This window comes from Paenibacillus terrae, assembly GCF_005217525.1.
Classification (GTDB): domain Bacteria; phylum Bacillota; class Bacilli; order Paenibacillales; family Paenibacillaceae; genus Paenibacillus; species Paenibacillus terrae_C.
Genome location: NZ_PNXQ01000016.1, coordinates 737171 through 750751 on the forward strand (window position 1 = coordinate 737171; position 13581 = coordinate 750751).

Consider the following 13581-nt stretch of genomic DNA (forward strand, 5'->3'; position numbering starts at 1 on the left):
CATTTTTTCCTCAAAGGCAAGCCATTCATCCATAATTCCGTCACTCATTCTCCGCAGCAAATTCCAGTACTGTAGCAACTCCTGCCTGCGGGAGCCCTGGGCTGATGGGTAATGCTTCACGATATCATCTAACATGCTGTTCATTTCTGCGAATACATGCTTGAACATGTGCATCCCGCCCTTACGAAAGATGGATTATTACACTCACATTTTTCGCTTAAAGGACGGGTTTCATCCGTACTCCCATTCATTACATGATCGTAGCGTGTACTTCCTTATTCGCCGTTTGGGCCGGTTTATTATGTTCATCGACGAATACCACGGTCGGTTTGTATGTTTTGGCCTCTTCATTCGACATGGAAGCGTAGGAAATTATAATGACTGTATCCCCGGGCTGCACCAGACGCGCTGCTGCGCCGTTAAGACAAATTACGCCGCTACCACGCGGTCCGGGAATAACGTAAGTTTCCAGCCGGGCTCCGTTGTTATTGTTCACAATTTGTACCTTTTCATTCTCTAGCAGATCGGAAGTCTCCATCAAATCCTCATCAATGGTAATACTACCCACATAGTTGAGGTTGGCTTCGGTAACCGTCGCCCGGTGAATTTTGGATTTCATCATTGTTCTAAACATGGGAGAGCACCTCCGCCTTCTGTATTCTTATATTGTCAATCAGTCGGGTGTTCCCAAACTTTACAGCCAGCGCTACAATGATGTCTTCTTCAACATCGCTTAGCCGCTGCTCGGGAGGAAGGGGCTCCAGACCGGGAAAGGTTAAGATTTCAATGTAGTCAATGTCTGCCAAAGGTGAAGAGGTAATGGTAGACTCCACCAGTTGGTTTAACTGAAGGATCGTAAACGTGTTCTGCACAACATCTTCGCTCACTTCACGCACCTTGTGCAGTGACTGTGACAGCACCAATGCCTGCTCACGCTGTTCCGCGCTCAAATACACATTACGCGAGCTAAGGGCCAAACCGTCGGCCTCTCTGACGATAGGACAAGGAACGATGGTGACATTCATATTGAGGTCGGTCACCATCTGCTGGAGCACCGCTACCTGCTGCGCGTCCTTCATGCCGAAGAAGGCCAGATCAGGACCTATCATATTAAAAAGCTTGGCAACTACAGTGGTCACACCGTCAAAATGCCCTGGACGTGAAGCGCCACATAACCGATCCGTCAAAGAGGATACGCGAATTTTCGTTCGGGTTGGCTGCGGGTACATTTCTGCTACAGTTGGCAAAAATACGATATCCACACCTTCACGCCGCGCCACCTCCAAATCACGCGCTTCATCACGGGGGTAGCTGTCGAGATCCTCGTTAGGCCCGAATTGAATCGGGTTGACAAAAATGCTGAGTACCACCGTATCTGCCATTTCACGCGCCTTATGCATTAAACTCGCATGGCCTTCATGCAAATACCCCATCGTCGGCACAAAGCCGACTGTATGTTGCTGCGTAGCAGCAAAACCGTATTCCGCTTTTTCTCCGTTTGCACCAAGCTGCCGACGTTCAGCAATTGCCTGTCGAAGCTGAGCCACTTCTCTTACGATCATCATGACCGGGATTCCACCTTTTCCTTAGCCTGTTCCTCTTGTTTATCTTGTTTCTGTACCTGTGCCTTTGCATGACCTTTCTTGTGGCCGTAGAGCGCCTCTACAACGCTGTCGTCGGCGCTAAACACATGCTCTTCAGCCGGGAAGGCTCGCCCCTTCACATCGCTCACATACTGCTCGATGCTACTGCGAATCAAACCGCCGACATCGGCATAGGTTTTGACAAAACGTTTGCTGTAATAAGGCGATGCATATTGAATCAGATCGTGATAAACAAGCACCTGACCGTCACATCCGCGTCCTGCTCCAATTCCAATGGTTGGAATGGATAGTTCTTTGGAAATAGCCGTTGCCACCTCCTCAGTCACCAGCTCAAGCACGATGCCAAAGGCTCCCGCCTGCTCCAGCGCCTTGGCGTCTGTCAGTAGCCGCCGTGCGTCCGCTTCGTCCTTGCCTTGAATGCGGTAGCCGCCAAGCTGGTTGACTGACTGCGGTGTAAGACCGATATGCCCCAGTACAGGTACACCTGCCTGAACAGTCGCTTTTACGACGTCGGCAATTTCTGCACCGCCCTCCAATTTGACAGCATTCGCATGTCCTTCCTGCATCAGACGACGGATGCCCTGGAGGCTTTCAGATACGCTGCCGTGATATGTCATAAACGGCATGTCAGCTATAATAAACGTATGCTCCGCGCCTCTCGCTACCGCTCGGGAATGATATACGATATCATCCAGTGTTACGGGAATGGTCGAATCATAGCCGAGAACGACATTGCCCAGCGAGTCGCCCACGAGTATCATGTCAATTCCAGCCTCCTCGGCTATTTTCGCTGATGGATAATCGTAGGCAGTCAGCATACTAAGCGGAATGCCCTCCCGCTTCATTTTTTTCATTTTCACAATATTCAGTGCTTGCTTTCCTGCCATGGTACATGGCTCCCTTCCATCTTTTTTTGGCACAAAAAATAACCTTTTATGAACGCCTGTACACTTGCGTCATCAAAAGGTCCGAACAGCCAAAAAAGACACTCATTTTGAGATCGTCCCTTCTGTCTCGGTCCTGTTCGGCTCAGAGCAGAATCCAACGTAACCTTCAAATGAAGTTATGATGGTCTAACTTGCTTGCAATAGTGGAGCATGTGCCCCGGAGTGCAGCTCGGACCGTCCGATGCCGCCTCCTGCACAGTATAACAAAAAACATCAGCTTTTTCACGTGAAGTTTTACATAGAAAAAAGAACAATTACAGTCGCTATGCTCTGCTAAGACTACCCCTGTAATTGTACATCACCGGAAACGACCTGTATTCGCTCTCCCTGCTCCGTTTCAACCACCAGCGCTCCCGAAGGGTCCAAACCGACGGCTGTACCTTCCACCGCTTTTCCTTGTCCCGTATGTGCCCGCACGAAGCGATTCATCGTTACGGATAGCACCTCCCACAGCATCGCAACAGGCTGAAAGCCCTGATCCGCATACAGCGCACATAGCTGCTCCATTTCTTCCAACACCGCGGCAATTAGTGCAGTACGGTCGATTTCTCGACCAGCCTCTATTCTTAGGGACGTCCCAACTTGTGACAGTTCTTCCGGGTAATCCTCTGTATTTAAATTTACATCAATGCCGATACCTGCAATGCAATAGCGAACCCGCTGATCCTCTGTTGAAGATTCCAGCAGAATACCGCACACTTTGCGACCATGAACAAGCAGATCGTTCGGCCATTTGATGCCCGCTTCCACACCCGTCAACCGACGAATGGCTCTACATACCGCTACACCTGTAAGCAGTGTCAACTGAGGAGTAAAGCCCAAAGGCTGGTTCGGACGCAACACAATGCTCATCCAGACGCCTTTGCCCCGAGGTGAAAACCACTTTCGGCCCAAGCGCCCCCGCCCCGCTGTCTGCTCCTCCGCCAGAACTACTGTCCCCTGAGGCGCGCCCTCTTCTGCCAGACGCATAGCATCCTGCTGGGTAGAGACCGTCGAGTCCAGCACAACTATACGTTGTCCAAACGATTGGGTATTTAGCATATATGCCAGTTTGGAGACCTCCAGCCGATCGGGTCGGGACACAATCCGATAACCCTTACGCGAGGAAGCTTCAATGTTGTAGCCCAGTTCACGCAGCTTGTTGATCTGCTTCCATACGGCTGTACGGCTGACCGAGAGACGACGGCTGATTTCCTCTCCCGATACATAATCAGATAAACCTTCCTCCAGTATGCCTAATAGTCTTTCATGATTATTCACTACTCATCACCCGTTTCGCTTCTTGAAGCAATGCTTCTGTTACATTAGGAATATCTCCGCAGGCGGTAACCAGCAAAAGTCGTTCCATCGTCTGACCCAGCCAAGGCCCCCCCGGTCGATTCATCGCCTGAACCAGTTCATTTCCTGTAATATTTAAATCTTTGATACGAACGACTGCGGTTTGCTTCGTCCACGCCTCTGCCAGTTCAGCCATTCTCGCTACATGCTTTTCTGCCTGTGACGGTAATTCGCGGAACGAAGCAGGCAGTGTCTTGTAAAGCTCAAGCCAGTCTGACGAGGTATCCCGTCCCCATTTAATTAACAGTCGAATCCAACTACGGCGTAGCACCTCATCGTTGATTCCTTCATCTTCCACTGAAGTGGAACTGTCTGCTATCCCAACAGCACTGTCCGTTAGCTCACGCTCCCATTCTAACAGATGTACCAACCGCAAACGTACAGCGTTGGAGAAAGTCCATGCTCTTAACAGCTTGTCCGCTGCCTCTGAGGTCAATCTGCAAGACAGCAGCAGCAAACCCCATCGCAGTTCTTCCGGCAGTTGTACCATCCCGCTGAGCGCATGTGCTTCACATTGTTCCCAGGGAACCGGAACCTTCGTACACGCGAGCAAGCCGCTGCGACCCAGCATTTCCAGTCCACGCAACGGGTCCGGTCCTACCAGCATCTTTTCCAGCTCAATCCGCACACGTTCCATCGCAATGTAACGAAGTCCCTCTTTACGACGGATCATGCCTTTCCATGTGTTGTAGGCTATACGGAACCGGAATACAGAGGCAAAACGAATGCAACGCAGCATTCGCAGCCCGTCCTCTTCGAAACGTTCCTCGGCTCGTCCCACACAACGAACAAGAGCGGCGCGTAAATCGGCTTCCCCTCCGAACGGGTCCACCCTTTCCCCATGTTCATCCATTGCAATTGCGTTCATCGTGAAATCCCGCCGCATCAGATCTTCGCGGATATCCTTCACAAAAGCGACTTCTGTCGGTCGACGGTGATCGGTATAACCGCTTTCTGTTCTAAAGGTAGTCACTTCGAACGGATGCCCACCCTGCATCACCGTAACTGTCCCATGCTGAATCCCAGTCGGAATGACATGAGGGAACAATGCTATGACCTGCTCAGGTTCAGCCGATGTGGTCATATCCATATCATGAATAACGCGGCCTAATAGTTCATCCCGCACACAACCACCGACCCAGTAAGCCTCGTAGCCAGCTGTAGTTAGTGTATGTACGACTTCCTTACCATGAAAAGCCATATCCGGATCAGCATATTGCCAAGTGTTTATTTTCACAGGGTTTCCCCCTTTACTTATAAAGTATTCAAAAGACTTTGATACAAATGACTTATTTAAAAAAACGGACGCGAGTCCGCCTTCTTAAACGCTGATCGGTTTAAGATCCGGCACCTCGCGTCCCAACACACGGTAATATATTTCCTCATATTGACGGGTAATCAGCTTATCACAGAATACGGTACGAGCCCGCACCAGACAGGCTTCACGAAAACGCTCTGCCATCGCTTCATCCGATAATAGCTGCACCGCATATTCCGCCATCCTCTCGGTATTGCCGATTTCAGCAAGATAGCCTGTACTCCCGTGAACAACCAATTCAGGCACGCCTCCTGCCTCGGAGCCAATCGTTGGTACTCCACAAGCCATCGCTTCCAGAGCAACCAGTCCAAAGCTTTCCTTTTCCGATGGAAGCAGCAGCACATCCGCCATGGAAATCACTTCAGCGATCTGATCCTGCTTGCCCAAAAAGAACACCTTATCCTGCAAGCCTAAGCTTTCGATTTTGCAGCGGATTTTCGGAAGGTCCGGTCCTTCCCCAACTAACAGCAGCTTTGCAGATACTTTTCGTTGCACTCTTTCAAATATATCCAGCACGTCTCCCACTCTTTTGACCGGACGGAAATTTGAAATGTGCATCATTATTTTTTCATTCGGCTGGGCAAAATCTCTCCGCAGCGCAGCTGCATCCCGCGGATAATATACTCGTTTATCCACAAAATTGTAGGTCAAATCAATCGGGCGTGTAATCTCCAGCGCATCTATCGTCTCCCGAATCAAATCCTTGGAAACCGCTGTTACCGCGTCGCTTTTGTTGATCGCCAGTCGGATTAGATCCTTCAACGATTCATCCTGCGCCAACACCGTAATGTCTGTGCCGTGAAGGGTGGTTACTACTTTGAGATGGTCGCCCACCATTTCCTTTGCCAAATAAGCACATACCGCATGTGGTACAGCATAGTGAACATGGAGTACATCCAAATTTTTCATTTGTGCGACCTGAGCCATTTTGGTCGCCAGCGACAGATCATAAGGCGGATATCTGAACACGTAATAGTCGTTAACCTCGACCTCATGATAAAAAATATTTTTCTGGAACTCCCCGCCTAATCTGAACGGAATGCTGTTGGCAATAAAATGGACCTCATGCCCTTTTTCGGCAAGCAGCTTGCCCAACTCTGTAGCCACAACACCAGAACCGCCTAATGACGGATAGCAGGTAATTCCAATTTTCAATTTGTCATTCAAGTTAAGCTGCCCCCTTCCGTCCATCGGTGATGACTTTTCAATGTTGGTGAACACCAAATACAGTGTGTATTTATAACCGCTACACGAACGGATTCTGTTTATCGTTTATGTGTCAGGATTTTTATAATCCCTTATGTGAATAGCTTAACCAGATGAGGCGTTTTGGACGCAAAGCCCTCTGCATACGAAATCAGCTTACGCTGACCTAACAACGAATCCCGGGCTTTTACACGCTCGACATACCCCTGGTTTAATGGCGTGGATACCGTGTCCTTACCAGGTGCAGCCTGGAATTGGGAAGCATAGCTTAGCAATGCCTGCTCCTTGGCTTCAACATGCTCCGTAATGTCTACAATCAGATCCGTCCTGCCGATATCATTAATGAAATAAAAATATAACTGCTCCACCAGCACAGCAGGCTTTTCCGGCATAAATCGACGTAATTTGGCGTTAAACACCGCTTCTTCTACCAGCTTGCTGCACATGACATGATCCGGGTGTCGATCCTCCCAGTAGGGAGCAAATACGATTTTCGGCGCATGACGCCGAATTTCCTCGGTCACTGCGGCTACATTCTCAGGTGTCACGTACAAACCGCGATCAGGCAGTCCCAGATTCGTTCGCACAGCAAGGCCCAGCACTTTTGCAGCGTCCTCCGCTTCTGCCATGCGGGTATCTACATCGCCATTGGATGACATTTCCGCACGCGTCAAATCACATACGCCCACCCTTAAACCAGCAGATGTATGCTTGGCAATCGTGCCTCCCATACCAATTTCAGCATCATCAGCATGAGCTCCAAAAATCAAGATGTCCAGTGTCATTTTATATCATCCTGCTGATCAATGCCCGGTTTATATTTATGTACCAGCTCACGCCAAGCAAAGTCGCCCCGGTCCAGCGCCTTGACCAATATTTCAGCTGTCGCAACATTGGTTGCCAAAGGAATACCCTGTACGTCACACAAACGCAGCAACGCACTAATATCCGGCTCATGCGGCTGTGCCATTAACGGATCACGCAGGAATATGATCAGATCCATATCATTTTGCGCGACCATGGCCCCGATCTGCTGGTCACCTCCGAGCGGTCCTGACATGTAACGGTGAATTTGAAGCTTCGTTTGTTCCATAATGCGCAGTCCTGTCGTGCCGGTTGAATACAATTGATGTCCTGTAAAAACATGCTCATACGCGGTTATAAAGTTAACCATTTCATCTTTTTTGCGGTCATGCGCTATAAATGCAATCTTGAACATTCGAAATTCCCCCTGCCTCATTCTATAATCACCGTTCGTCCATTCATTCACGTTATTCTTAATCAATGTAATGCTCAAAACCGTATACAAGTCCGGGCTGCTCCATTACCTTTTGAATACCGATTTTGACGCCGGGCATATAGCCTGCCCGTTCGTAGGAGTCCTGACGAATTTTGAGCGATTGTCCAAATCCTCCGAAAATAACTTCCTGCTGTGCAAATACACCGGGAAGACGGACACTGTGGATACGAAACCCTTGGTAGTAGCCGCCGCGTGATCCTTCGAGCGTTTCTTCCTCCTCCGGGTTCCCTTGACGCAGTTCCTGACGCTGCTCAGCAATCAGTTCTGCGGTCTTAATTGCCGTTCCCGATGGCGCGTCCAATTTCTGGTCGCCATGATATTCGATAATCTCCAAATGAGGAAAGTATTTGGCTGCTTGAGCCGCAAACCGCATCATCAAAATAACTCCTATTGAAAAGTTAGGCGCAATCAGACCGCCAATGTGCTGTTCCCGACACTGCTTGTCCAGTTCATCAATCTGCTCCGGTGTAAATCCCGTTGTCCCGATAACAGGACGAACGCCATGCTTGATGGCAAGCGCTGTATGTGCGTAAGCAAAACGAGGACCTGTAAAATCTACCATCACATCCGGACGACTATCCAGCAGCGCCTGCTCCACATCCTCCACAAGTGCAACGCCCGCTTCCGGAAGGCCGACGAGAAGGCCGGCATCACTGCCGGCGTGCGTTCTGTTTACTGCGGCTACCAGCCGAAGTTCTTCATCCTGGAGAACCAATTTGATAACCTCACGGCCCATACGTCCGGCTGCTCCAACGACAGCCACTTTTATTTGCTCTGGCATATCTTACAACTCCTTATGCATCAATTCGTGCTAGATCTGTTCATTCATTTGCTGGCATAGCTTCTTCATGAGATTGGCAAGCTGTTCATTGTGAGGAAACAAAGCGGCCGCCTCACGAGCAGCCTGCACAGCCAGCTTATATTCATTCATTTCAGCATAAACCAATGCAAGCAGCATAAAAGCGTCACCACACAGCGGATCAAGGGCAATTGCCCGTTCCAGCAGCAGGATTGCATCTATGCGCACCTGTGGCGTAGCTTTATCGACATCCAGCATCTTTCTGGCTTTCTCCGTCTGCTGTCTGGCCTCCAATGTATGCAAATGCAGCACATATTCATCCTGCTGTGGGGCCAGACGAACCGCATCGCCAGCATAAGCAAGCGCCTGCTCTATCCGACCGCTGCGGGCATAGGTGACCGAACAGCGGAAATAATGCTCCGCATGATCAGGCTGGGCGGAAATCGCTTTTTCAAACCATTCCACGGCCTGCTCAAAATCGTTCTGTAAAATACACTGATAAGCTTTCTGAACGTATTCCTCCGCCTTCATGACACTGCACCTCCGGGTAACCGGTTTGGTACAGCATATGTACAAAACGCCTAAACGGTGTCCTTTTTGGTCCAACGATTCGCGTCACGTGTGTTAAATTTATGCATGACCTTATCATGAGCATCGGCCAAATTAATACCCAGCGAGTTTGCAAAGCAGACCGTGATGAACAAAATGTCTCCCAATTCCAGCTCAATCGAATTGTCGGCCTCATCCGTTTTTTTCGGTTTCTCGCCAAAGGAATGATTGACCTCTCTGGCCAGCTCCCCGACTTCCTCGGACATCCGGGCCAGCATTGCAAGCGGGCTGAAATATCCTTCTTTGAATTGGGAAATATACTGGTCCACCTCACGTTGAATTTCATCAAGCGATTTTTCCATGAAACACAATCCCCTCTAATGTGCAGGTTTATTCATATGTTATCGTAAAGCACATTTGAAAACAAATATTTTTTAATGTGAATTTACTCACATCATGCAATCATCAGTATTTTAAAGCGACCGTAAAAAGGTATACTAAACATAAGGATCTACGATCTATCCATATGAAGTCGTTCATCTCCAATTTGCTACTGCGAGGGATTATATGAAAACAACCAGGTCTATTGAACAGCTTAAAATCATTTTACCCATTGTGCTCGGCACTGCTATTTACGCATTCGGCCTGCTTTATTTCATTATACCCAGCAAGCTGATGGAAGGCGGCATCACAGGCATCACCCTCCTGCTGAACTATGCTTTCTCGATATCTCCATCCCTCTCCACATTGCTCCTGAACATTCCTCTATTTTTAATCGGATGGAAAATGCTTGGCGGCAAGCAAATTATTTATACCGGAGTCGGTATCGGGGCGCTCACTTTTTTTCTGTGGTTGTTTGAAAAAATGATTCACCTCGGGTGGATGGGCACGTTTCAGACTGAGCACGATTTTATACTTTCTTCATTATATGCCGGTGTTACCCTCGGGGCAGGATTAGGCATCGTATTCCGGTTTGGCGGTACCACCGGCGGGTCGGATATTATTGCACGTATTTTGAACCGGAAGTTTGGCTGGAGTATGGGTAGAATTTTGCTGGTGATTGATATCGTCATCATCGGCGCATCGCTACTGTACATACCCAAGGAAAAAATCCTGTATACGCTAGTCGCTGTGTTTATCGCGTCCAAGATTATTGACTTTATACAGGAAGGAGCCTATTCAGCGAGAGCCTTCATGATTATCAGTGACCATACGATGGATATTGCGAATATCATTACACGGGATATGGATCGCGGTGTTACTATCATTCCGGCTATGGGCGCATTTTCCAAACAGACCAAGCATGTTGCTTACTGTGTCGTGTCCCGTCAGGAAATACGGCGTTTGCATCAAATTGTGAAATCGGTTGATCCGCGAGCGTTCATCGTCATTCAGGATGTGCATGATGTACACGGGGAGGGCTTCAAAGAGGAATAGCCCGGAATTCCGGGCAAAATGGTCAAGCTTATATTCGTTTGATCAATGACAGCGAAGATCGTGGCAACACTTAAGCCTTAAAGGGAGAAACGGGATCGATACTTACGGTAACCCACATAAGCCAGGGTAAGCAGGATCGTCAGGCCGATTGCCAGTTCTGCCCGGCGCTCGCTTTCGTACGGGATGAATGGAGCCAGCGCAGTAGCGTCTTTTTCACGTCCAAACAAGGCATTAAACGTCGGGTTTCCCTGCTCTAGTGCCCCTCTAATCGCTGAAGCATCCACATTTTGCTGATTTCCCAATCCTTTAACGTAAGAAATCCATGAATCTGCTCGAACAACCTCTGTTGTTTTACCGCTGATCAACGCCGCCGTCCGGATCGTCTCGTAATGATCCTCCAGCACTGTTGCTCCAGCAGCGAAACCTTTCATATTTCCTTTAGCAAACTGGCTATTTAAGCCGCTGATATCTTCTTTTAAAATTTTATAATACTGCTGCCATAAAGGCTGGCGCGGATGTGCAATCGCATCTGCCGCAAGTCGCAAATTGGCAGCGGCCTTCACCCATTCATCCGGCGATGCTTGCACGGATTGTGTAGCTTGCTGTACCTCAAGAATGCTGCCGGATAAAACATGAATGGCCTCCACAGACAGTGCAGCCTGTACCTGACCCGTGCTGAACCATCGGCTTACCTCCGCTACATCGGCGCGTGCTTTTTCAATATTCCCATCCATTACATCCCGGTACAACATGGCAGCCGCACGATCCAGTTCCTCTATTTCCTTTGCATTACTGGTGGACTTGGGCTGATCCCGCGCTTCCGCAATGTCCGGAGGGAAACAAACGGAAAGCAACAAGACCATAGATAATAGAACTCCCGAAACGACACGCAGCACACCACGAAACGCCTGACTCCAAATCATGGGACATCCCTCCTCACCTTACTGTATGGCAAGGTTACAGGGACTAGAACTTGGCTTTAGCGTGCTGCTATCTGCCAGGGCAGGTTATGCCCGTGACAAAATAGGAAACATTAGTTTATTTTCTGTACATATACTTTCATTGTCAGATCTATAAAATAGTGTGGTATCCTCTTGATTCAGAAGAGAAATTTCGCAACCGTCCATTGGCTCTGGCGTAAAGCCGAAAACAATTTTCTTCGTTTCTTTTTCCATGACTACAGATAAAATCAATTCTATAGGAATATCCCCCGTTCCAAAAATATCGTAACAATTCATGATATTTTCTTCAAAATCCATAATGACAATCGTGTCATACAGAGGGATATAGAACACCTTATCTTTAAAAAAAGAGGTGCAATAGAACAAAATTAACCATTCACTGCTTTTCATAGAAAAATATGAATAAGGATTTAAAGAGGAACATTTTCTTTTCAATAGCTGTAAATCTGACGTCGCTTCCATGTTCAATTTTTTAACTGGAACGTCCATGCTTTTAATTGGTGCTTTCCGAATACATTGATACTCTTGTGCAGCAGCAAAACCAAATTTAGGATAAAACTCCTTCACATCATCATTCGCAAAAAGATACATTGCATCACAATTCCCATGCCAATCCTGTAATACACGTTCTATCAAAAAGCGACTCAGCCCTTGATTCCTGTAGTTAGGATCTGTCATTACGGTTCCGATTTGAATAAATTTCTTCTGTTCACCTGACAAACTAAAATCCATCAGACTCACAGATACATTAGCCACCACGCAATCCCCATCCAACAGTACATAAGGAATATATTTTTCATCCCAGAATCCTAATTGATGCCAAACTTCAAAATTCAGATCAAAACTTTGTTTTGCTAATTGGTTAAAGCTCTTTCTTATTTTAAGATCATCACGAATTCCCTTTTTAAATCTATATTCTTTTTGATTTATAACGATATCCATCAATAATTCTCCAATTCGTAAAAATTAATCATAAAATTAGTATTAGACTATTCCGATGATTTGGCCTTATTAAGTGAGGAAGCCATTCGATTGCGCACGTACATGGCAAGCCATGAGGTTGCGATACTGAAAAGGGTCAGCATATAGGTAAAAGTACGCACTTTTGGTACATCATCCGTTAGCGCCTTCGGAAGATACGGATATATGCCGAATGTATAATCGACCGTATCATTTAACAGTGTCCACAAAGCTGCTACGCACAGAGCCGCCCATTTGCAGGTGAAAAAGCGAACGAACAGCAAGGCTTCAACTGCCATTGCCGTATGAGATGCTACCAGCATCCAATCCTGCCATATCATATGCCCTCCCTGCGCGACACCCCAAAAAATAATAGCTGAGGCCCAAATACCGTATTTGACACTCGTCACCACAGCCAACGCCTCCATCAGCTGGCGAATGACCTTCAAGCCCTTCATGCGCGGAGGATAAAGCAGGAATAATACAGAAATCGTAAAAAACAGGCTGGCCGTCGGACTATCAGGTACAAATACAATCTGCCATATCGGGTGATAGCTTAGCGTATATTCCAATTGTCTTCCATACCATATGTACCCATACACGGTTCCAACCAGGTTACACCAGAACAGCAGCCACAAAAAAGGCCGGCTCGTCAAGAACGACCGGCTCCACAAATAAGACAACGACACGTCCTCATCCTCCGTTCATACGATAGATGCCCCGTACAGGCTCCATCCCACAAAGACTATATCATATAAAAGCGTATAAGAAAAACGTCTATCTACGTACTTTCACGGAGGTCAGACCGCCATTAGTGGAAGTTTTTCTTGCGATTATAGAATTGTTCAGCTCCGCTGAAAATTTATAAATTCTATAATCTTCAAAAAAACCTGGCCGCTACTACGGTCAGGCTTGATGATTATGGTCTTGTATTGCCAATTTTCTGTTACCCAAGGTCAGATCTCCTGAAACAGCTCAATTGATCGCTTTCAGCTCATCCGTAAGATGACGAAATGCTACTTCATCTCCGGAGGCCAGCGCCTCATCTATATCCTTGTAGAGCTTTTCACTCCGGCGTTTACGTAATGCCTCGTCCAAAACCATTTCAGCAGAAAGGCCCAACATTACTTCATAAGTAACCTTCATTTTATCCATAGGATG

The 13581-nt window shown here is 47.7% G+C and carries 16 protein-coding genes; 1 reads left to right on the plus strand and 15 read right to left on the minus strand.

What is annotated here, in order from left to right; genetic code table 11:
• Positions 1-250: 250 nt before the first annotated feature.
• From panD to C1I60_RS20920, 11 genes are all read right to left on the minus strand, one after another.
• Positions 251-634 carry an aspartate 1-decarboxylase gene (gene panD, locus C1I60_RS20870; RefSeq protein ID WP_007430795.1) on the minus strand — a complete coding sequence of 128 codons (384 nt, stop codon included), beginning with the start codon at positions 632-634 and terminating at the stop codon, positions 251-253.
• Entirely contained in the window at positions 627-1565 is a 939-nt protein-coding gene (panC, locus tag C1I60_RS20875) for a pantoate--beta-alanine ligase (RefSeq protein ID WP_137063434.1), read from the minus strand. The genes panD and panC overlap by 8 nt, the downstream gene beginning before the upstream one ends.
• Positions 1562-2491, minus strand: a complete 930-nt coding sequence (panB, locus tag C1I60_RS20880) for a 3-methyl-2-oxobutanoate hydroxymethyltransferase (protein WP_137063435.1) — start codon at positions 2489-2491, stop codon at positions 1562-1564. Before panB ends, panC begins: the two co-directional genes overlap by 4 nt.
• Positions 2492-2830: 339 nt before the next feature.
• Positions 2831-3811, minus strand: a complete 981-nt coding sequence (locus tag C1I60_RS20885; RefSeq protein WP_137063436.1) for a biotin--[acetyl-CoA-carboxylase] ligase — start codon at positions 3809-3811, stop codon at positions 2831-2833.
• Entirely contained in the window at positions 3804-5126 is a 1323-nt protein-coding gene (locus C1I60_RS20890) for a CCA tRNA nucleotidyltransferase (protein ID WP_137063437.1), read from the minus strand. Before C1I60_RS20890 ends, C1I60_RS20885 begins: the two co-directional genes overlap by 8 nt.
• Before the next feature lie 84 nt (positions 5127-5210).
• Complete coding sequence (gene bshA, locus C1I60_RS20895; RefSeq protein WP_137063438.1) at positions 5211-6374, minus strand: N-acetyl-alpha-D-glucosaminyl L-malate synthase BshA; 1164 nt, start codon at positions 6372-6374, stop codon at positions 5211-5213.
• Between the two features lie 131 nt (positions 6375-6505).
• Positions 6506-7198: a bacillithiol biosynthesis deacetylase BshB1 gene (gene bshB1, locus C1I60_RS20900; protein ID WP_137063439.1), complete on the minus strand. Its 693-nt coding sequence runs from the start codon at positions 7196-7198 to the stop codon at positions 6506-6508.
• Positions 7195-7632 carry a methylglyoxal synthase gene (mgsA, locus tag C1I60_RS20905; RefSeq protein ID WP_137063440.1) on the minus strand — a complete coding sequence of 146 codons (438 nt, stop codon included), beginning with the start codon at positions 7630-7632 and terminating at the stop codon, positions 7195-7197. Before mgsA ends, bshB1 begins: the two co-directional genes overlap by 4 nt.
• 58 nt (positions 7633-7690) lie before the next feature.
• Positions 7691-8494 (minus strand): 4-hydroxy-tetrahydrodipicolinate reductase, encoded by an 804-nt coding sequence (gene dapB / locus C1I60_RS20910; RefSeq protein WP_137063441.1) that lies wholly within the window; start codon positions 8492-8494, stop codon positions 7691-7693.
• Between the two features lie 30 nt (positions 8495-8524).
• A complete protein-coding gene (locus C1I60_RS20915; RefSeq protein WP_137063442.1) occupies positions 8525-9043 on the minus strand; it encodes a tetratricopeptide repeat protein in 519 nt (172 codons plus the stop codon).
• A gap of 50 nt (positions 9044-9093) precedes the next feature.
• Complete coding sequence (locus C1I60_RS20920; RefSeq protein ID WP_137063443.1) at positions 9094-9423, minus strand: nucleotide pyrophosphohydrolase; 330 nt, start codon at positions 9421-9423, stop codon at positions 9094-9096.
• 205 nt (positions 9424-9628) lie between these two features.
• Between C1I60_RS20920 and C1I60_RS20925 the strand changes: the two genes are divergently transcribed.
• Entirely contained in the window at positions 9629-10498 is an 870-nt protein-coding gene (locus C1I60_RS20925; protein ID WP_137063444.1) for a YitT family protein, read from the plus strand.
• A 77-nt stretch (positions 10499-10575) separates the two neighbouring features.
• Here the strand turns inward: C1I60_RS20925 and C1I60_RS20930 are convergent, their stop codons facing one another.
• The 4 genes from C1I60_RS20930 to C1I60_RS20945 all read right to left on the minus strand — a co-directional run bounded on the left by C1I60_RS20930 (position 10576) and on the right by C1I60_RS20945 (position 13575).
• Positions 10576-11421 carry a sporulation protein YpjB gene (locus C1I60_RS20930; RefSeq protein ID WP_137063445.1) on the minus strand — a complete coding sequence of 282 codons (846 nt, stop codon included), beginning with the start codon at positions 11419-11421 and terminating at the stop codon, positions 10576-10578.
• Between the two features lie 84 nt (positions 11422-11505).
• A complete protein-coding gene (locus C1I60_RS20935) occupies positions 11506-12402 on the minus strand; it encodes a GNAT family N-acetyltransferase (protein WP_137063446.1) in 897 nt (298 codons plus the stop codon).
• A gap of 47 nt (positions 12403-12449) precedes the next feature.
• On the minus strand, positions 12450-13109 hold the full coding sequence (locus C1I60_RS20940; protein WP_137063447.1) for a DUF1405 domain-containing protein: 660 nt from the start codon (positions 13107-13109) through the stop codon (positions 12450-12452).
• A gap of 286 nt (positions 13110-13395) precedes the next feature.
• Positions 13396-13575 (minus strand): IDEAL domain-containing protein, encoded by a 180-nt coding sequence (locus C1I60_RS20945; protein ID WP_014282074.1) that lies wholly within the window; start codon positions 13573-13575, stop codon positions 13396-13398.
• Positions 13576-13581 lie beyond the last annotated feature (6 nt).

Bases quoted from the DNA above. Each gene is read 5' to 3' on its own strand.
- dapB (WP_137063441.1), bottom strand. From the start codon at position 8,494: ATGCCAGAGCAAATAAAAGTGGCTGTCGTTGGAGCAGCCGGACGTATG.
- panC (WP_137063434.1), bottom strand. From the start codon at position 1,565: ATGATGATCGTAAGAGAAGTGGCTCAGCTTCGACAGGCAATTGCTGAA.
- bshB1 (WP_137063439.1), bottom strand. From the start codon at position 7,198: ATGACACTGGACATCTTGATTTTTGGAGCTCATGCTGATGATGCTGAA.
- C1I60_RS20930 (WP_137063445.1), bottom strand. From the start codon at position 11,421: ATGATTTGGAGTCAGGCGTTTCGTGGTGTGCTGCGTGTCGTTTCGGGA.
- mgsA (WP_137063440.1), bottom strand. From the start codon at position 7,632: ATGTTCAAGATTGCATTTATAGCGCATGACCGCAAAAAAGATGAAATG.
- C1I60_RS20925 (WP_137063444.1), top strand. From the start codon at position 9,629: ATGAAAACAACCAGGTCTATTGAACAGCTTAAAATCATTTTACCCATT.
- panB (WP_137063435.1), bottom strand. From the start codon at position 2,491: ATGGCAGGAAAGCAAGCACTGAATATTGTGAAAATGAAAAAAATGAAG.
- C1I60_RS20945 (WP_014282074.1), bottom strand. From the start codon at position 13,575: ATGGATAAAATGAAGGTTACTTATGAAGTAATGTTGGGCCTTTCTGCT.
- C1I60_RS20935 (WP_137063446.1), bottom strand. From the start codon at position 12,402: ATGGATATCGTTATAAATCAAAAAGAATATAGATTTAAAAAGGGAATT.
- panD (WP_007430795.1), bottom strand. From the start codon at position 634: ATGTTTAGAACAATGATGAAATCCAAAATTCACCGGGCGACGGTTACC.
- C1I60_RS20915 (WP_137063442.1), bottom strand. From the start codon at position 9,043: ATGAAGGCGGAGGAATACGTTCAGAAAGCTTATCAGTGTATTTTACAG.
- C1I60_RS20920 (WP_137063443.1), bottom strand. From the start codon at position 9,423: ATGGAAAAATCGCTTGATGAAATTCAACGTGAGGTGGACCAGTATATT.